At 63.0% G+C, this 18875-nt stretch carries 17 protein-coding genes and 2 pseudogenes; 12 read left to right on the top strand and 7 right to left on the bottom strand.

Annotated features, from left to right (window positions below):
- Nucleotides 1-112 precede the first annotated feature (112 nt).
- The 5 genes from ACWGS8_RS14075 to hflX all read left to right on the top strand — a co-directional run bounded on the left by ACWGS8_RS14075 (nt 113) and on the right by hflX (nt 6493).
- The gene (locus ACWGS8_RS14075; protein WP_454581518.1) at nt 113-2398 is read left to right on the top strand and encodes an ATP-binding protein; all 2286 of its coding nucleotides are present in this window, start codon (nt 113-115) and stop codon (nt 2396-2398) included.
- Complete coding sequence (gene ntrX / locus ACWGS8_RS14070; RefSeq protein ID WP_010909346.1) at nt 2388-3749, top strand: nitrogen assimilation response regulator NtrX; 1362 nt, start codon at nt 2388-2390, stop codon at nt 3747-3749. The genes ACWGS8_RS14075 and ntrX overlap by 11 nt, the downstream gene beginning before the upstream one ends.
- Before the next feature lie 97 nt (nt 3750-3846).
- Nucleotides 3847-4710, top strand: coding sequence for a D-amino-acid transaminase (locus ACWGS8_RS14065; protein WP_454581517.1), 864 nt, complete (start codon nt 3847-3849; stop codon nt 4708-4710).
- Between the two features lie 145 nt (nt 4711-4855).
- Nucleotides 4856-5101 carry an RNA chaperone Hfq gene (hfq, locus tag ACWGS8_RS14060; protein ID WP_006202172.1) on the top strand — a complete coding sequence of 82 codons (246 nt, stop codon included), beginning with the start codon at nt 4856-4858 and terminating at the stop codon, nt 5099-5101.
- Nucleotides 5102-6493, top strand: coding sequence for a GTPase HflX (gene hflX, locus ACWGS8_RS14055; protein ID WP_454581516.1), 1392 nt, complete (start codon nt 5102-5104; stop codon nt 6491-6493).
- A gap of 60 nt (nt 6494-6553) precedes the next feature.
- On the opposite strand, the gene mazG is transcribed toward hflX, so the two are convergent.
- Entirely contained in the window at nt 6554-7378 is an 825-nt protein-coding gene (mazG, locus tag ACWGS8_RS14050) for a nucleoside triphosphate pyrophosphohydrolase (protein ID WP_454581515.1), read from the bottom strand.
- A 79-nt stretch (nt 7379-7457) separates the two neighbouring features.
- A complete protein-coding gene (locus ACWGS8_RS14045) occupies nt 7458-8642 on the bottom strand; it encodes an amino acid aminotransferase (RefSeq protein WP_454581514.1) in 1185 nt (394 codons plus the stop codon).
- 180 nt (nt 8643-8822) lie between these two features.
- Here ACWGS8_RS14045 and ACWGS8_RS14040 point away from each other — a divergent pair.
- The 6 genes and pseudogenes from ACWGS8_RS14040 to ACWGS8_RS14015 form a co-directional block, all read left to right on the top strand.
- Nucleotides 8823-9368: pseudogene (locus ACWGS8_RS14040) on the top strand (histidine phosphatase family protein); the annotation flags it as partial.
- 132 nt (nt 9369-9500) lie between these two features.
- Entirely contained in the window at nt 9501-10052 is a 552-nt protein-coding gene (locus ACWGS8_RS14035) for a sigma-70 family RNA polymerase sigma factor (RefSeq protein WP_454581513.1), read from the top strand.
- On the top strand, nt 10049-10822 hold the full coding sequence (locus ACWGS8_RS14030) for an anti-sigma factor family protein (protein ID WP_454581512.1): 774 nt from the start codon (nt 10049-10051) through the stop codon (nt 10820-10822). The genes ACWGS8_RS14035 and ACWGS8_RS14030 overlap by 4 nt, the downstream gene beginning before the upstream one ends.
- Nucleotides 10823-10863: 41 nt before the next feature.
- Nucleotides 10864-11580, top strand: a complete 717-nt coding sequence (locus ACWGS8_RS14025; RefSeq protein WP_454581511.1) for a Bax inhibitor-1/YccA family protein — start codon at nt 10864-10866, stop codon at nt 11578-11580.
- A gap of 163 nt (nt 11581-11743) precedes the next feature.
- Nucleotides 11744-12619, top strand: a complete 876-nt coding sequence (locus ACWGS8_RS14020; protein ID WP_454581510.1) for an aldose 1-epimerase family protein — start codon at nt 11744-11746, stop codon at nt 12617-12619.
- A 319-nt stretch (nt 12620-12938) separates the two neighbouring features.
- Nucleotides 12939-13505, top strand: a complete 567-nt coding sequence (locus tag ACWGS8_RS14015) for a hypothetical protein (protein WP_454581509.1) — start codon at nt 12939-12941, stop codon at nt 13503-13505.
- 218 nt (nt 13506-13723) lie between these two features.
- Here ACWGS8_RS14015 and ACWGS8_RS14010 read toward each other — a convergent pair whose 3' ends face one another.
- The 5 genes and pseudogenes from ACWGS8_RS14010 to ACWGS8_RS13990 all read right to left on the bottom strand — a co-directional run.
- Nucleotides 13724-14644, bottom strand: coding sequence for an agmatinase (locus ACWGS8_RS14010; RefSeq protein WP_454581508.1), 921 nt, complete (start codon nt 14642-14644; stop codon nt 13724-13726).
- A 573-nt stretch (nt 14645-15217) separates the two neighbouring features.
- A complete protein-coding gene (locus tag ACWGS8_RS14005; RefSeq protein ID WP_454581507.1) occupies nt 15218-16036 on the bottom strand; it encodes an MBL fold metallo-hydrolase in 819 nt (272 codons plus the stop codon).
- Nucleotides 16037-16039: 3 nt separating this feature from the next.
- Nucleotides 16040-16852 carry a TatD family hydrolase gene (locus ACWGS8_RS14000; RefSeq protein WP_454581506.1) on the bottom strand — a complete coding sequence of 271 codons (813 nt, stop codon included), beginning with the start codon at nt 16850-16852 and terminating at the stop codon, nt 16040-16042.
- Nucleotides 16852-18402: a methionine--tRNA ligase gene (metG, locus tag ACWGS8_RS13995; protein WP_454581505.1), complete on the bottom strand. Its 1551-nt coding sequence runs from the start codon at nt 18400-18402 to the stop codon at nt 16852-16854. Before metG ends, ACWGS8_RS14000 begins: the two co-directional genes overlap by 1 nt.
- Before the next feature lie 83 nt (nt 18403-18485).
- A pseudogene (locus tag ACWGS8_RS13990) lies at nt 18486-18614 on the bottom strand (DNA polymerase III subunit delta'); the annotation flags it as partial.
- A gap of 37 nt (nt 18615-18651) precedes the next feature.
- Between ACWGS8_RS13990 and ACWGS8_RS13985 the strand changes: the two are divergent.
- A complete protein-coding gene (locus tag ACWGS8_RS13985; RefSeq protein ID WP_454581504.1) occupies nt 18652-18852 on the top strand; it encodes a hypothetical protein in 201 nt (66 codons plus the stop codon).
- Nucleotides 18853-18875: the final 23 nt, after the last annotated feature.

Here is an 18875-nt window from a genome sequence, read left to right as displayed (position 1 = left end):
CTCTTTTCAGGGGACTGAGCGGCGAAAGATTTCCGCCATTGTCACACTTGTTGCATAATCGCCACAATGCGTTGCATAGATCGGACGCAATCATTGGCTCCCAGACGGCGACATGGCTCCGCAGGTACCTGTACTCAAGCAACCGCTATTCAGCGAACCCGGCGCGCGCGACGGGCGCCGCTTGCTGGCACTGCCCGGTGTGGTGGCGGTCGTCGGCGCACTGGTCATGGCGGCCATCTCGTTCACCATCCTGGTCGGCGCGACTCCGATCGCGCCTGACGCCAGGACGACCTGGGCGCTGATCGCACTCAACGCCGCCTTCGTGCTGTTCCTTATGGCGCTGGTCGGGCGCGAAGTGCACCGGATTGTCATGGCGCGACGGCATGGCAAGGCGGCCTCGCGGCTGCATGTGCGCATTGTAGCCATGTTCGCGCTGGTTGCCGCCATTCCCGCCATCATGGTGGCCATCATCGCCTCGATCACGCTCGATATCGGCCTCGACCGCTGGTTCGAGATTCGCACCAAGACGATCGTCAATTCCTCGCTGTCGATCGCCGATGCCTATGTCCAGGAGAATGCCCGCAATTTGCAGGGCACGACGCTGTCGATGGCTTATGATCTCGATGCGTCGCGAACCCTCTACGGCCTTGATCGCACAGGCTTTCTCGACCTTCTCAACAAGGAGGCAGTGGGCCGGTCGCTGGCCCACGCGGCGCTGATCAAGCCCGACGGCTCGTTTGTCATGAGCGCGCAGACCGATGCCGATTTCGCCATGCCGGAACCGCCGGAAGGTTCAGTCAGCAGCGCCGCCGAGGGCAAACCGGTGCTGATCGAGCCGCGCACCCGCAACATCATGGGCGCCATCGTCAAGCTGCACGAGATCGAGGGCCTCTACCTCTACACCATCCGCCTTGTGGATCCCGAGGTGATCAAGGCGCGGCAGATCGTAAGGTCCAACACCGACGAGTATCGCAACCTCGAAGACAACAGGCGCACCTCGCAAGTGGCCTTCGCGCTGCCCTATCTGTCGCTGACGCTGATCATCATCCTGTCGGCAATCTGGACCGGCATCGCGGTCGCCGACCGTCTCGTGCGGCCGATTCGCCAGCTCATCGGCGCCGCCGACGAGGTGGCGACAGGCAATCTCGACGTCGCGGTTCCGGTCAGGCCTTCCGACGGCGACGTCGCCTCGCTGGGCGACACCTTCAACAAGATGCTGCTGGAGCTCAAATCTCAACGCAACGAGATCCTGTCGGCGAAGGACTTGATCGACGAGCGGCGGCGCTTTTCCGAAGCCGTGCTTGCCGGTGTTACCGCCGGCGTCATCGGCGTCGATCCCTACGGCATCATCACCATCGTCAACCGTTCGGCCGAATCGATGCTGGCCATCTCCGCCAGTGCCGCACTCGGGCAGAACCTTTCCGCCATTCTGCCGCATGTCGGCCGCGTCTTCGAAATCGGCCGCCAATCGGGCAAGCCTGTGTACCGCGAGCAGGTGACGTTTTTCCGCGCCGGCACCGAGCGTACCTTCAACGTGCAGATCACCATCGAGGCGGGCGACGACGGTTCGGAGGAGAAATCCTATGTCGTGACCGTCGACGACATCACCGACCTGGTCCAGGCGCAGCGTTCTTCCGCCTGGGCCGATGTGGCGCGTCGTATCGCCCACGAGATCAAGAACCCGCTGACGCCGATCCAGCTTTCGGCTGAGCGCATCAAGCGCCGGTACGGCAAGGTCATTACCGAAGACCGCGAGGTTTTCGACCAATGCACCGACACAATCATCCGCCAGGTCGAGGACATCGGCCGCATGGTCGACGAATTCTCCGCCTTCGCGCGCATGCCCAAGCCCGAGATGAAGGTCATCGATCTGCGCGAATCGCTGCGTGAGGCGTCCTTCCTGGTCGAAGTCAGTCGCGCCGACATCACCTTCGAGCGGATTTTCGGCAACGAACCGCTCAAGGGCACGTTCGACAGCCGCCTTTTGGCACAGGCTTTCGGCAATGTGATCAAGAACGCCGCCGAGGCGATCGACGGACTGGAACAAAAGGACGGTTCGCACGGCATAATCCGGATTCAAGCCGGCCGTCAGAATGGCGCGATTCGAATTGACGTCATCGACAATGGCAAAGGCCTGCCGCGCGAGAATCGCCAACGGCTGCTCGAGCCCTATATGACCACGCGTGAGAAGGGCACCGGGCTTGGTCTCGCTATCGTCAAGAAGATCGTGGAGGACCATGGCGGCAGGCTGGAACTTCATGATGCGCCTGCGGACTTCCACGGCGGCCGCGGGGCGATGATCAGCATCATCCTGCCGCCTGCGGCCGTCACGCCGTTGCGCGGCGAAGGCAAGACGGAACACGAAAGAGAAACTGAAAAGGTCGGTAATGGCGTCTGATATTCTCATCGTCGATGACGAGGAAGACATCCGCGAGCTCGTCGCAGGCATACTGAGCGACGAAGGTCACGAAACCCGTACGGCATTTGACGCCGACAGCGCCTTGGCGGCCATTGCTGACCGGGCGCCGAGGTTGATTTTCCTCGACATCTGGCTGCAGGGCTCGCGCCTGGACGGCCTGGCGCTGCTCGACGAGATCAAGACAATGCATCCCACTCTGCCGGTGGTGATGATCTCCGGCCACGGCAACATCGAAACCGCGGTCTCCGCCATCCGCCGTGGCGCCTATGATTTCATCGAGAAGCCGTTCAAGGCCGACAGGCTGATTCTCATTGCCGAACGTGCGTTGGAAACCTCGAAGTTGCGGCGCGAGGTTTCCGACCTCAAGCAGCGCAGCGGCGAGACCTTCGACCTGATCGGCATGTCGTCGGCGATGAGTCAGCTGCGCCAGACCATCGAGCGCGTCGCGCCGACCAACAGCCGTGTCATGATCATCGGCCCGTCCGGATCGGGCAAGGAACTGGCGGCGCGCGCCATTCACACGCTGTCGGCCCGCAAGGGCGCGCCATTCGTGACGCTGAGTGCTGCCAACATCACGCCCGAGCGCATGGAGATCGAACTGTTCGGCACCGAATCGAACGGCGTCGAGCGCAAGGTCGGCGCGCTCGAGGAGGCCCATCGCGGCATCCTCTACATCGACGAAGTGGCAGACATGCCGCGCGAGACGCAGAACAAGATCCTGCGCGTGCTGGTCGAGCAGCAGTTCGAGCGGGTAGGGGGCACCAAGCGGGTCAAGGTCGATGTCCGGATCATCTCCTCGACCTCGCAGAACCTGGAAGCCATGATTGCCGACGGCCGTTTCCGCGAGGATCTCTATCATCGCCTGGCGGTGGTTCCGGTGATGGTGCCGGGGCTGGCCGAGCGGCGCGAGGATATCCCCTATCTCGTCGACAATTTCATGAAGCAGATCGCCCGCCAGGCCGGCATCAAGCCGCGCCGCATCGGCGACGACGCGCTTGCCGTGCTGCAGGCGCATAATTGGCCGGGCAACGTGCGTCAGCTGCGCAACAATGTCGAGCGCCTGATGATCCTGGCGCGCGGCGACGACGTCGATGCGCCGATCACCGCGGACCTTCTGCCGTCCGAGATCGGCGATGTCATGCCGCGGACGCCGAATCAGTCCGACCAGCACATCATGGCGCTGCCCTTGCGCGAGGCGCGTGAACAGTTCGAGAAGGACTATCTGATCGCCCAGATCAACCGCTTCGGCGGCAACATCTCGAAAACCGCCGAGTTCATCGGCATGGAACGTTCTGCCCTGCACCGCAAGCTGAAGTCGCTGGGCGTCTGACGCGCGCGGTCCGTTCGGCCGCGTGGTCCAAGCATTTGCCGGTTACGGCGGCGGCGGAATCGCATAAGAAAGCCCGAGATTTTTCCAGGGGTCGCCAATGCCGCGCATTGCCTATGTCAACGGGCGCTACGTCGCCCATGCGGACGCTTCCGTGCATATCGAGGATCGCGGCTATCAATTCGCCGATGGCGTCTATGAGGTCTGCGAAGTGGCGCGCGGCTTCATTGTCGACATGCCGCGCCATCTTGCCCGGCTCAACCGCTCGCTGAACGAACTGTCGATCGCATGGCCGGTCGCGCGCAACGTGCTGCCGCTCATCCTGCGCGAGGTGGTCAACCGCAACCATGTCGTCAACGGCCTGGTCTATGTGCAGGTAACGCGCGGTGTCGCCAGCCGCGAGTTTGTTTTCCCGTCGGCGGACACCAAGCCGTCATTGGTGGTCACAGCCAGAAAGGCCGATCCGGCGGCTGGAGCAAAGCGAGCCGAAACCGGGATCGCGGTCATCACCGTGCCAGAGAATCGCTGGGACCGGGTCGATATCAAGACCGTCGGACTGCTGCCCAATGTATTGGCCAAGCAAAAAGCCAAGGAAGCCGGTGCGCAGGAAGCATGGTTCGTCGATACCGACGGCAACGTCAAGGAAGGCGGCTCGTCGAACGCCTGGATCGTCACCCGAGACGGCGTCCTGGTCACCAGGCCAGCCGATCACGGCATCCTGCGCGGCATCACTCGCACGACCATGTTCGAAGTCGCGGCAAAGCTCGGCCTGAAGATCGAAGAGCGCGGTTTTTCCGTTGCCGAGGCCAAGGCGGCGCGCGAGGCGTTCATCAGTTCCGCCACGACGATTGCCATGCCGGTCGTGGCCATTGACGGCAATCCGGTGGCCAACGGGCACCCCGGTTCAGTGACACTTTCGTTACGGCAGGCCTTTTTTGACATTGCGGAAAAAAGTCCAGCCTGATAACCGCACAGGTGGAATGAACATCAATATATCTCGTTCTGCTTGTCGTTACTGACGACAAGACGGTGTTTGCGCGCTTGACATGTGCCCGTTAATTTGGCGCATTGGCCTGCAAACCGAAGGGGATCGGCGAAAGACAAGAACAATGGCGGAACGATCGCAAAACCTTCAGGACCTGTTCCTGAATTCAGTTCGCAAGAGCAAGAACCCGCTCACCATCTTCCTCATTAACGGCGTGAAGCTGACCGGCGTGGTCACTTCGTTCGACAATTTCTGTGTGCTGCTGCGCCGCGACGGTCACTCCCAGCTCGTCTACAAGCACGCCATTTCCACGATCATGCCGAGCCAGCCGGTTCAGATGTTCGATGGCGAGGAAAGCCAGGGCGCCTGATTGGCACGTGATAAGGACGCGGACGCCACGGTTCGCGGAAAACCAGCGCATCATCCCGGGACGGAAGCCAAGGGGCCGACCCGGGCTGTCGTCATTGTGCCCGTGCTTACCCGCCAGCCGCGCGGCGACGACGACACGAACCGCCCTCGGTTGACGCGCTCGGCCGATGCTCGCCATGACGAGGCGGTCGGCCTCGCCCGCGCCATCAATCTCGACCCCGTCCATACGGCTGTCGTGACGGTCAACGATCCGCGTCCTGCAACCCTGCTCGGCAGCGGCAAGGTCGAAGAGTTCGCCGAGATCGTCAAGGAAAACGACGCCGAGCTGGTCATCGTCGACCATCCGCTGACCCCGGTGCAGCAGCGCAATCTCGAAAAAGAACTGCATGCCAAGGTTCTGGACCGAACCGGGCTGATCCTCGAAATCTTTGGCGAGCGCGCCCGCACCAAGGAAGGCACGCTGCAGGTCGAGCTGGCCCATCTCAACTATCAGAAGGGCCGCCTGGTCCGCAGCTGGACCCACCTTGAACGCCAGCGCGGTGGCGCCGGCTTCCTCGGCGGCCCCGGCGAAACCCAGATCGAATCCGATCGGCGGCAGTTGCAGGAAAAGATCATCAAGCTGAAGCACGAGCTGGAAACGGTGCGTCGCACCCGCGACCTGCACCGCGCCAAGCGCAAGAAAGTGCCGTTCCCGGTGGTGGCGATCGTCGGCTACACCAATGCCGGTAAGTCGACGCTGTTCAACCGGCTGACCGGAGCGGACGTGCTGGCGCAGGACATGCTGTTCGCCACGCTCGACCCGACGCTGCGCCGCGTGCGCCTGCCGCATGGCACGCCGATCATCCTGTCGGACACGGTCGGTTTCATCTCCGACCTGCCGACGCATTTGATCGCGGCTTTTCGCGCCACGCTGGAAGAGGTGGTCGAGGCCGATCTCGTCATCCATCTGCGCGACATTTCCGATCCCGACACGGCGGCCCAGGCCGAGGACGTCGAGCGCATCCTGGCCGACCTCGGTGTCGACGCCGGTGACACCAAGCGTGTGATCGAAGTCTGGAACAAGGTCGATCTGCTGGACGAAGGCAACAGGAGCCGGCTGCTTGCCGATGCCGCCGACGGCAGCAAGGGTCCGCCGATCGCGATATCGGCGGTGACCGGCGAGGGCATTGATGCCCTGAAGGCGCTCATTGAGACACGCATGGCAGGCGAGCTCGAAGACCTGACGGTGACGATCGAGCCGGCACAGTTTGGTCTCGTCGACTGGCTGTATCGCAATGGCGATATCGTTTCGCGTACCGACAATGAAGACGGCAGCGCCACCATCTCGCTGAAGGCCACGCAAAGCGCCCGCGAAGAGATCGAAAGCCGATTGCGTCGTAAAAACAACGGCTAGGCCGGAGAAATTACAGGAAAAGTGTAAACGTCTTCCGTCCGGAATTGTCGGTCGATAGGCCTACTTCGCGCCCTTCGCTTCCTGCCAGAGCGCTTCCATCTCGTCCAGAGTGGCCTGTTCCAGCGTGTTGCCGGACTTCTCGAGGGCCTGCTCGACATAGTGGAAGCGCGACCGGAATTTTTCGTTGGTGCCGCTCAACGCGGCTTCCGAATCGAGCTTGAGGTGACGGCCGAGATTGACGACGGCGAACAGCATGTCGCCGAACTCGTCCTTGATCGAGGCCGTCTCGCCCTTCGCCAGCGCCTCCCGCAACTCGCCGATTTCCTCCTCGATCTTGTCGAGGATGGGGGCTGCCTCGCTCCAGTCGAAGCCGACACGGGCAGCCTTCTCCTGAAGCTTTAGCGCCCGCGTCAAAGCGGGCAGGGCGACCGGAACGCTGTCCAGAAACCCCTTGCCATTGTCTTCGGGGTCGAGGCCGCGCGCGAGACGGGCTTGCCGCTTCTCCGCCTTCTCCTGCGCCTTGATCTTTCCCCACATGCCCTTGGCCATGCCGGCGCCGCGGGCTTCTTCGTCGCCGAAGACATGCGGGTGGCGCCGGATCATCTTGGTGGTGATGGCCTGGACGACATCCGGGAAGGCGAATTCACCCGCTTCCTCGGCCATTTGCGCGTGGTAGACGACCTGCAGCAGGAGGTCGCCAAGTTCATCGCGCAGATCACCGAGATCACCGCGCGCGATGGCGTCCGCCACCTCATAGGCTTCCTCGATCGTATAGGGCGCGATGGTCGAGAAATCCTGCTCGATGTCCCAGGGGCAGCCGGTCTTCGGCGCACGCAACGCCGCCATGATCTCGATCAGGCGCGAAATGTCTTTGGATGGCGTCATGTGGCGATGCTATCCTGCGGCCCGGCGCGCGGCCAACGCTGTCAGCCGGCGAGGGAGCCTTGTCCACAGCTGAACCGCTTCAGTCAAGTACGGAAACGATCGCCTTTGCGAGGTCATCCATGCCGTCCTCAGGCAAACCGGCGACATTGATGCGGCTGTCGCCGACCATGTAGACGCCGTGCTCGTCACGCAGCCGCTCGACCTGCGCTTCCGTCAGGCCAAGCCGCGAGAACATGCCGCGGTGGCTGGCGACGAAGTCGAAGCGGTCGGAGTTGGACTGCCGGCGCAGCGCCTCGGCGAAAGCCACGCGAAGCCTCAGCATGCGCAGGCGCATCTCTTCCAGCTCGGCTTCCCAGTCGGCGCGCAGGCTTGCGTCTTCCAGCACGATGCGCACCGCCGCGGCACCATGGTCCGGCGGCATAGAATACATGGCACGCGCCGCCGACAGCATCTGGCTCATCGCCACATCGGCTTGCGCCCCGTCCCTGGCCAGGATCATCGCCGCGCCGACACGGTCGCGGTAGACGGCGAAATTCTTGGAGCAGCTCGAGGCAACGACCATCTCCGGCACTTTCGCCGCCAACAGGCGCAGGCCGAGGGCGTCGGCCTCGAGGCCGTCGCCAAAACCCTGATAGGCGATGTCGACGAATGGCAGCAGGCCGCGCTCGACGACCAGATCGGTAACGGCCTGCCACTGCGCCGCGTCGAGGTTGGCGCCGGTCGGGTTGTGGCAGCAGCCATGCAGCAGCACCACATCGCCGCTCTTGGCCGTCCGCAACGCCGCCAGCATGTCGTCGAAACGAACAGCACCGGAGGCCGCATCGAAATAAGGATACTCACGGATCTGCAAGCCGGCGGCGCGCATCACCGGCATATGGTTCGGCCAGGTCGGGTCCGACAGCCAGACCGTGGCGTCCGAACGCGTCCGCTTGAGCAGCTCCGCCGCCAGGCGAAGCGCACCGGAGCCGCCAGGCGCCTGTGCGGCCCGGATGCGCGTCATATCCGCGCCAGGGCCGAAGGCGAGCTTGGCCATCACCGCGTTGAAGCCGGTGTCGCCGGCGAGCCCGAGATAGGTCTTTGTGTCCTGGCTGTTCATGAGCCGCTTTTCAGCCTCACGCACGGCACGCATGACGGGCGTCTTGCCGTCGCGGTCCTTGTAGACGCCGACGCCGAGGTCGACCTTGTTGGGCCGCGGATCGGCACGATAGAGGCCGATCAGGGCCAGGATCTTGTCGGCGGGAGCTGGCTGCAGGTCTTCGAACATCGCAATGGTTCCGTTGGCGCGGCGGAGTGATACGCAAATCGAGCGCGCTTCGCCAGCGGTTTTAGTTGCGCGAAACAAAGGGCGGCCCCCAGGGACGCGGCCTTTCGATCGAAACGATAGTCGCTATTCTAATTGCAGCGTATGCGTCGCTTCGAAAGGGCTCAAGGGAATGACGGCTTCATGCTCGTAAGGCTGACGATGATCTGCAGCGGCGCCACGGCCGCGACCCGGCGGGCTTCGTTTCCGCTCGATGAGCCGCTGGAGCCGCACTCATTGGGGCTGGCGACGGCGTTGCGCGGAACGCTTCGCCGCGCCGACCGCGTGTGGACGGCGCCCGCGCTTCGCGCCCGCCAGACCGCCGAGGCGCTGTCGCTGGACGCATCGGTCGAACCGCTCCTGGCGGACCAGGATCATGGAAGCTGGGCCGGCAAGAGTTTTGAGGACGTGCAGGCGAGGCAGCCCGGCGACATCGCTGCCTGGCTCTCCGACCCGAACGCAGCGCCGCATAGCGGCGAGTCGCTGGCCGACGTTGCCCGCCGGGCTTCCGAGCTGATGGACGGGTTGCTGGCCGAGCCTGGCCACACCATCGCGCTGACCCATGCCAGCGTCATTCGCACCGCGATCGTGCATGTTCTGGGTGCGCCGCTTGCCGCTTGCTGGAAGATCGACATCGAGCCGCTGAGCATCGCCGATTTTCGCAGCGACGGCCGCAGATGGGTGTTGCGCGCTTGCGGTGTGACTATGCCCAAATCGGCAAAACCACTTCGCCCTGAGAGCCAGTCGGGCGAGAGGCCGAAAACGCGATCCTCGACGAAACCGGACAAAGAAATTGGCACGGGCCGGGATTAAAGTCCCCGCATGCTCCGTAAACAGGGCATGAAACGGTCGATGCCACGCTTTGACATCATAGGACAGCTCGGATCGCTGCGGCGCTACGCGCAGTCGCTGACGCGCGACAGCGCGGACGCCGAGGATCTCGTTCATGATGCGCTGGTGCGCGCCTATGAGCGGCGCGGCACCTTCCGCGCCGGTGGAAATTTGCGGGCCTGGCTGCTGTCCATCGTCCACAATGCGTTTATTGATCGCGTGCGTTCGCGCCGCTCCGAAGCCGTGCGCATCGAACAGGCCGGATACCTCGCTGATGCCGCCACGCCGGCGCCGCAGGAACATTCGGTGCGCCTAGCGCAGGTGCGGGACGCCTTTTTCAATTTGCCGGAAGAGCAGCGCTCGGCGCTGCATCTAGTCGCCATCGAAGGGCTTTCCTATCAGCAGGCGGCCAATGCCACCGGCGTTCCGCTGGGCACGCTGATGTCGCGCATCGGCAGGGCGCGCGCCGCACTGCGTCAGATGGAAGACGCCGCCCCGGTGCGCGGAAAAAATCATCTCAGGATCGTGGGAGGTGAGCCATGAGCGCTCTTGTCGACCCTGTGACGGACACCGACCTCGACGCCTATGTCGACGACCAGGTGGATGTCACCCGCCGCATCGAGGTCGAAGCCTTCCTGTCGACACGCCCGGAGGCCGCCGCGCGCGTCATGTCGGATCTGCGGACCCGCGATGAACTGCGCGTGGCGCTTGCCGGTTCCAAGGACATGGCGCGGCCGGCGACCGCCGACGCGGCGCGGCGGCTGGAGAGGGGGCTTGCCCGTGGCCGCATCTTCGGCGTGATGCAGCGCGCCGCTGCCGTTGCCGCCTTCGTTGCCGCCGGCTGGCTGGCGAACGGCATCATCGGGCCGATGTCGGTGACCAAGGTCGTCGCGTCGCCGCAGCCGCCCGCCTATGTCGACGAGGCGGTGCGGGCACACAGGACGACGCTGGTGCGCGAGACCATGCCCTCGCAGCCGGAAGCACCCAACTACAGTGCCGGCGAGATCCGCGCCGCGACCGCGATCGTCATGCCGTCGCTGCCAAAGGACTGGAAGGTGCGCGACGTGCAGATCTATCCGTCGCGCTTCGGCCCGAGCGTCGAGATGGCGGTCGACACCAGCGATATGGGCCTGGTCTCGCTGTTTGCGATCCGGCCGGGAACCTTCGACGTGGTCAAGCCGACCGTCGCGCCCTCGGGCGATATTTCCTCGGCCTATTTCCAGATCGGCGAGGTCGCCTATGCGGTGGTCGCCAAGAGCGGGGTTCATGACCTCGACCGCGCCGCCGAGACGCTCGCCAAAACGCTTTACTGAGCGACCCACGCTTTACTGACCGATCCACAAGGAGACTGCAAATGAACACGCCCAATCTGGGATATCGCGTCGGCACCGGCGCCCAGGCCGGAGCCGTCTTTGACGAGGGCCTGCGCCAGCACATGCTGCGCGTCTACAACTATATGGGCCTTGGCCTCGTGGTCACCGGCCTGGTCGCCTTCCTGGTGTCCTCGACGCCGGCGCTCTACGTGCCGATCTTCTCCAGCCCGCTGAAATGGGTGGTGATGCTGGCGCCGCTCGCCTTCGTCATGCTGTTTTCGTTCAAGATGCAGACCATGTCGGCGGCCAGCGCCCAGGCGATGTTCTGGGCCTTCTGCGCGGTGATGGGCCTGTCGCTCGCCTCCGTGTTCCTGGTCTTTACCGGCGCCAGCATCGCGCGCACCTTCTTCATCGCCGCCACCATGTTCGGCGCCACCAGCCTCTACGGCTATACGACCAGGCGCGACCTGACGCAATTCTCGTCCTTCCTGATCATGGGCCTGATCGGCGTGGTGATCGCCAGCATCGTCAACATCTTCCTCGGCTCGACCGCGCTGCAATTCGCCATTTCGGTGATCGGCATCGCCGTCTTCATCGGCCTGACCGCTTGGGACACGCAGACGATCAAGGAACAATATGCCGAGAATTTCGACGCGGAATCGCGCCAGAAACTGGCCGTCTTCGGTGCGTTCTCGCTGTACCTGAACTTCATCAACATCTTCCAGCTGCTGCTGAATTTCACGGGCGAGCGCGAGTAACGACTGTCCGCCATGGGCAAGGGCAGGGGTCCTCGCCCTTGATGCGGTGGCCGGAGGAGAGATCCTCCGGCCACAATTCGTTCCGGCAAGACCCGCCCATGCCTTGAGTCCCCAGGAGCTTTTGCTAGTCTGCCGCCAGATTCACACCGGCCCGAGGGGACATGTGGCACAGGACAGCCAAACGCTTCAGGGCGACGGCATCTCGGCTATAATAGTCGGGCAGGGCGCCGAATTGGTTTCGCTGCGGGATGCGCAAGGATCTGAGTTCCTGTGGCAGGCCGGGCCAGAGTGGAGGCGCCATTCTCCGGTGCTTTTCCCGATCGTCGGCCGGCTGAAGGGCGACCAACTGCGCCATCGCGGCCAGACCTATCCGATGACGCAGCACGGCTTCGCCCGCGACAAGCCGTTCACCTGGGAGGAGAGGGGACCCCGCTCCTGCACGCTGGTCCTCACCGACGACGCCGACACGCGTGCGCACTTCCCCTTCGCCTTTCGCCTTGCCGTGACCTATACGCTCGACCGCCGGCAGCTTGGTGTGGTCCTGGAGGTCACAAACACAGGCGAGGAGCTGTTGCCGGCCTCGGTTGGAGCACATCCCGCATTCAACTGGCCGTTGCTGCCGGAATTGCCCAAGGAGGCCTATCGGCTGACCTTTGCCGAGCGTGAGCCGGCGCCTGTTCGTCGCCTGAAGGACGGCCTTTTGCTCCCCGACCGGCGGCCGACACCTGTCGAAGGCAGGACGCTTGCTCTGTCCGAACGGCTGTTCGATGACGACGCCGTCATCCTGGATCGGCCCGCCAGCACCAGCGTGCGCTACGCCGCCGACCACGGCCCGGCGATCGAAATGTCATGGCAGGGAGCCGAGGAACTGGGCATCTGGTCCAAGCCGGGCGGTGCGCCCTTCCTGTGCATCGAACCCTGGCATGGGATTGCAAGCCCGGCCGATTTCGACGGCGAGGTAAGCGACAAGCCTGGCGTGATGCTGATCGAACCCGGGGCGAAGCGTTCGCTGAGCTACTGGATTCATGTGAATCGCTAGCGGCACAATCGTGCCGACGGGGGTGATCGCGGGGACGTCTCCAGAAGCCGGTGATAAGCTGATCGTTTTTGGACCGCCTTTTTGCAGCCCGTGACTATGAGGGCCTGGTTCGGCTTTCGTCGTTCTTGCTAGGGGCGTCGATCTGCCGGCTGGAGAAGGCGGATTACGGTCTGCCACGACCGTTCTTCCTGATCATCGAAAGCCTGACTCTATCAAAACAGGCAACAACGCCGGTGGACAGGCCTCTTGCTCAGCGAGACAACCAAAAATACTGATAGGCCGCTCACGCACCATCAAGGTCGTATAGCGGAGCCTTGTCATGTCGCATACCGAAGGACGCTTGCAGAAACTGCCCGTGAGTGCGCGAAAGATATTCGCCGCTATCTGCATTTTGGCCACAGCATCAGCAACAGTATGGCTTGTCATCCCCCATCTTCCCGCAACCTACACCTGTGCATTTCGCGATATCCCGGCGCTACGGCGGTTGTGGCCAGGAAATCAGACAATTTACGACCAGCTTACTCAATGGCAGGGTGCGGTCAACGACGAGTGCAACTTGTTTTCAATAAGTTCTATATTGTCGATATTTTTTGCGATCTTCAGCCTGCTCTTTTATACGACGTTGCTTTCGAAGACCGAACCAACCACCATGAGGGCGCGACCGGTCATCGCGACATTGGTGATGGCCTTGATGATTATCGGGATGTTGGTTGGGGGCTTCAACGATCACGCGACAGGCCGTGGCGCTTGGGGAGCCTATCAGACGACCGATTCCACCAACACCCTTCTATGGAAAACTCTGGTTCGCGAGTTAGTGATCTATTTGTTCTGTCCGATCTGGGTATCGCACTTGAGGGTTGCGTGGCTCCAGAGATCTTTGTTTTAGTCTAAGGCGCAATGGCCTCAAACAGGACCGGCATGGCCGCTGGCGTCGCAACGCTGTTGGGCGACACGAGTTCGCCCGCACGGCGTCGCATAATGCCGTAGGCGAGTGCTGTCGTCGGCACAGACATCTCTGTCTGGATGTTGACGGCCAGCCTGAAGCCGGCTCGATAGATCGTTAGTTGAGGACGCGGAATCCGACCGCGGCTCGGACAAGACACGTCAATCGGGCGTTGAGCCACCCTGCCGCACGATTGTGCCGATTACATTGACCAGAAGGCGCGCGGCGGTCTGGGCCGACAGGCCGTCAATGTCGGCGGGCGGATAGAGCTCGACAAGGTCGAATCCCGCGATCGTGGCGCGCTTGCCGAGACCGGCGATCAGGTCGATCGCCTGCGTGTAGGTGAGGCCGCCGGGCGTACGCGCCGCCACGCCCGGCATGATGCCGGGATCAAGGCTGTCGCAGTCGAAGGTGACGACGACCCGTGCGCCTTCCGGAATATGCCTGAGCGCCGCCTCCACACCTTGCGCATGAACCTCGCGCGCGGTCACGAAACGGCTGCCATAGTGCCGCGCGGCTTCGATTTCAGCGAGGCGCGCGCTGCCGACGCTGCGCAGGCCAACTTGCACCATGCCCGCGACATGCGGCATCTCGCTTGCCCTTCGCATCGGGCTCGAATAGCCGTGACGTTCGCCATGCACCTCGTCGCGCCAGTCGATATGGGCGTCGATCTGCAGGATCCAGACCGGTCCGTGATCGGCAAAGCCGGCAAGGAACGGAATGACGACGGAATCGTCACCGCCAAGCAGGATCGGCACGGCCGGCAAGGCCAGGACCTCGCGCGTCTTCGCCTCGATCCGGACCCTGTTTTCGGCATTGTCGTGCAGGATGGTTGGGATGTCGCCGGCGTCGACGCAGCAGGCCGGCTTGCCGTCGAACAACGGGCCGCCGAGATCGAAATCCCAGTGCTCGACAAGCGAGGCATCATCCTGGCTGGCCGCGCGGATGGCGTCGGCGGCCAAGGCATGGCCGCTGCTGTCTTGGCCAGGATAAGTGCTGCCGTGGCCGGCTCCGAGGATCACCGCACAGGGCGTGCGGCCATCGGCGAGGCGATCGGGAAGGCCGAGAAACGATGCGGTCATTTTCTTGAGATCCCGAATAGGAGTTCCGGCGCGACAGCAGGCTAGCTGCTTCATCGGGTGGATGCCATCATCGAAATCGCCGGCGTGCCGGCATGACAGCCGGAAGGTTCTGAGCGGGCGCGGGTCCGCGTGACGACGTACTCCAAGACGCATGGCAGAAAGTCGCATAAGATAGATTATGGAACTTATGCGTTGGCCAGCATCTGGAAATTGCCGCTGATTTTCATAGGCTTGGCTCGATCGAAGCGTGCGTCGCCGTCAGTACCGAGCATCGTGATCCAAGAGCCGGGTCGTCGTGCAGCATTTTAGCCATCAGCGCCTGGCCGATGCCGCGGCGCCGTACCAGGCGGCGGTGATGGTCAACGCGCCAGCGGCCGACCGCGGTCGATCTGCTCGGCGACGGCGCGCCGTTCCGCCAGTATGTGATCGTTGGGCGCGTGCGCAGCATGGACGCTGTTGGCCTCAAGGCAACACGCCCGAGCGCTGCTTTATCCCGGCATGGGCTATGAACGGATGGAACGCCGCTGATATTCGCCCCAATGAGCAGAACATCCTTATGAAAGGCCGTTCGCATCACGCTGATTCATAAGGAATTTCAATCACCATGCCATCGTATGCGGGAGTGACGTTGGCCGGCACTTCGCCCTTGACCTTGGCATAGTCGAGCGGCACATGCATGTGGGTCAGCACGGCATTTCCCGGTGTCAGCTTCTCTATCCAGCCGAGCGCCTGGCCGAGCGACAGATGGCTGGGATGGGGGTTGTACTGCAGCGCGTCGATGACCAGCATTTCCAGGCCGCGCAGCCGCTCGGCGGTGGGATCGGGAAAGTCGCCGATATCGGGGCAATAGGCCAGGCCGCCGATGCGGAAGCCGAGCGAGATGATGTCGCCGTGGATCTGCGGCAGCGGTTCGAGGGCGAGGGCGCCCCCCTCGCCCTCGATCACAACCGGCTTTGCGTGGTCGATGATATGCGCCCGCACGATCGGCGGATAGGAGCTGCCCGGCGGCGTCTCGAAGCAATAGCCGAATGCCTGCCGCAGGCGCAGCATCGTCGGCTGATCGGCATGGATGTCGATAAGGTGGCGCTGCTCGAGCACATAGCCGCGTAGGTCGTCGATGCCGTGAATATGGTCGGCATGCGGGTGCGTGTAGACAACCGCATCGATGCGTTTGACCGATGCAAGCAGCATCTGCTCGCGGAAATCCGGCCCGGTGTCGATGACCACGGTGGTGCGGCCGCCATCGGTCGCAATCCGCTCAACCAGCGCTGCCGTGCGCATGCGCCGGTTCCTCGGATTGGCCGGGTCGCAATTGCCCCAGTCACCGGTGATGCGCGGCGTGCCTGGCGACGAGCCACAGCCGAGAATGGTGAGGCGCAGCCGGCCAGTCATCGTTCAGGCGCTCAGTTCTGGCCAAGCAATTTGCTCGGGAGGTCGCGGCATCTTGCCGAACAGGCGGAAGAAATTGCTCGTCGTCAGATCGGCTATTTCAGCTTCGCTGACGCCAATCGTCTCCGCCAGCACCCTGGCGGTGTGGGCGACATAGGCAGGCTCGTTGCGCTTGCCGCGGAACGGGATCGGCGCCAGGTAGGGCGCGTCGGTTTCGACGAGCAGCCGGTCATGCGGCACGTCGGCGGCGATGGCGCGCAGTTCGGCTGAGTTTTTGAAGGTCAGTATGCCCGAGAACGACACATAGCCGCCGAGCGAGACGCCCACCTCGGCCAGCCGGCGTCCGGAGGAGAAACAATGCAGGATGAAGGGGAAGGCGCCCTTCCCTGTTTCGTCCTCGAGAATGGCTGCCATGTCGTCATCGGCATCGCGCGAATGGATGACGAGCGGCAGTCTGGTTTCGCGAGCGGCGGCAATGTGATTGCGAAAGCCCTGCGCCTGCGCGTCGCGCGGCGCCTTGTCGTAGAAATAATCGAGCCCGGCTTCACCGATCGCCACCACCTTCGGGTGAACCGACAGACGCACGAGGTCGGCAGCGGTGACGTCGAGTTCTTCCGCGGCATTGTGGGGGTGGGTCCCGACAGAACAGTAGACTTCGTCGAAAGTTTCAGCAATTTCAATTATTTGTGGAAAACGCTTCACGCGGGTTGATATCGTCACCATGCGACCGATACCAGCCGCTTTGGCGCGGGCGACAATGGCCGCCCGCTCTTCGGCGAAATCAGGAAAGTCCAGATGGCAGTGGCTGTCGACAAGCATCAGGCGTTCGCGCCCGGCTGTTCGACATAGCGCGGAAACACGCCCTCCGGCGCGGGCAACGTGGTGCCAGGAACCAACGCATAGTCAGCATGGACATGCACGAAATCGCGCTTGTCCGCCGGCACGGCCAGCAGGTCGAGCAGCTTCGCGGCCGATCCCGGAACAAACGGCTGACACAGCACCGTTATGCGTCGGACCACTTCGGCGGTGGTCCAAAGTACCGTTTCCATCCGTTCCGGGTCGGTTTTCTTCAGCGCCCATGGTGCCTGTCCGGCGAAGTATCGATCGGCTTCCGACACCACATCGAAGATCGCCGCCAGTGCCAGATGGATGCCTTGCCCGGCCATCGCCTTGCGCGCCGTGGCCAGAGCGGCCACCGCCTGATCCAGCATCGCGCTGTCGGCATCCGTCAGCTCGCCGCGCTTCGGCACCACGCCGCCGCAGTTTTTGGCGATCATCGACAGCGAGCGCTGCGCCAGATTGCCGAGGCCATTGGCGAGGTCGGCGTTGGTGCGGTTGACGATCGCATCATGGCTATAGCTGCCGTCCTGGCCGAACGGCACCTCACGCAGGAAGAAGTAGCGCACCTGGTCGAGACCATAATGCTCGATCATGGCGAACGGATCGACGACATTGCCGACCGACTTCGACATCTTCTCGCCGCGGTTGAACAGGAAGCCGTGGGCGAAAACACGCTTCGGCAGTTCGATGCCGGCCGACATCAGGAAAGCCGGCCAGTAGACCGCGTGGAAGCGCACGATATCCTTGCCGATGATGTGCGTGGCCGGCCAGTAGCGCCATTGCTCGGACTTTGTGTCCGGATAGCCGGCGGCGGTGATGTAGTTGGTCAAGGCATCGACCCAGACATACATCACATGCTTGTCGTCGCCGGGCACCGGTACGCCCCATTTGAAGGTCGTGCGCGAGATCGACAGGTCCTTCAGCCCGGATTTGACGAAACTCATCACCTCATTGCGGCGCTCGGCCGGTCCGACGAAGTCGGGCTGGCTTTCATACAGCGCCAGCAGTTTGTCCTGGTAGGCGGAGAGCCTGAAGAAATAGCTTTCTTCCTCGTTCCATTCGACCGGCGAGCCAAGCGGTTCGCGGCGCACGCCGTCCTCGCCGAGCGTGGTTTCGCTTTCGTCGAAATAGGCCTCCTGACGGACCGAGTACCAGCCGCTATAGCGGTCGAGATAGATGTCGCCATTGGCGGCCATCGCTTTCCAGATCGCCTGGCAGGACGCGTAGTGGCGCGGTTCCGTCGTGCGGATGTATTCGTCATTCGAGCCGCCCACCGCCTCGGTCATCGAACGGAAGATCGCTGAATTACGGTCGGCAAGCGCCTGTGGCGTGATGCCTTCCTTCTCAGCCGTCTGCTGCATCTTGAGGCCGTGTTCGTCGGTGCCGGTGAGGAAGAACACGTCCTTGCCGTCGAGGCGCTGGAAGCGGGCCAGCGCATCGGTTGCAATGACCGTATAGGCATGGCCGATATGCGGCTTGCCGTTCGGATAGAAAATCGGAGTCGTCAGATAGTATTTTTCGCGTGACATGAACGAACCATCATGAATGTCTGAATGGAAGCCGTGGCGGTGGATATCGCATCGGAATGGCGATTGCCATCCCGGTGGCGCCGTCACATTCGCATCGCAGACTTCAGGCGGTCGATCATGGTCAAGGCGTGCTGCTTCTTGTCGAGATTGTCGGTGTCGGTCTCAGATATAGCGTCCGGCGCCTCATGCCAAGTCCCGCACCGAGTCTGCGCCTCGAGATCGAGCATCATATGGTACCGGTTCCAGCAGATGGCGCTCGGTGGCGACAGGAAGGCAGCCGCGGACTTCCATGCCGACTGGATCGAAGCCGAAGCCGCTACTGACATGGTGGACCACGTTCCTTTCCGCGACCAGGCACTGCTGTTCGCCTCCATCTATTGGGCCAACCGCGCGAAATACGACGCAGCGCTTGCGGCGCAACGGGCAAGCCAGTCCCAGGACATGGCCTGAAAGCAGCCAGCATGAACGGCGAT

This window comes from Mesorhizobium sp. 43Arga, assembly GCF_053714255.1.
This window is presented reverse-complemented; position numbering and strand designations above follow the sequence as displayed.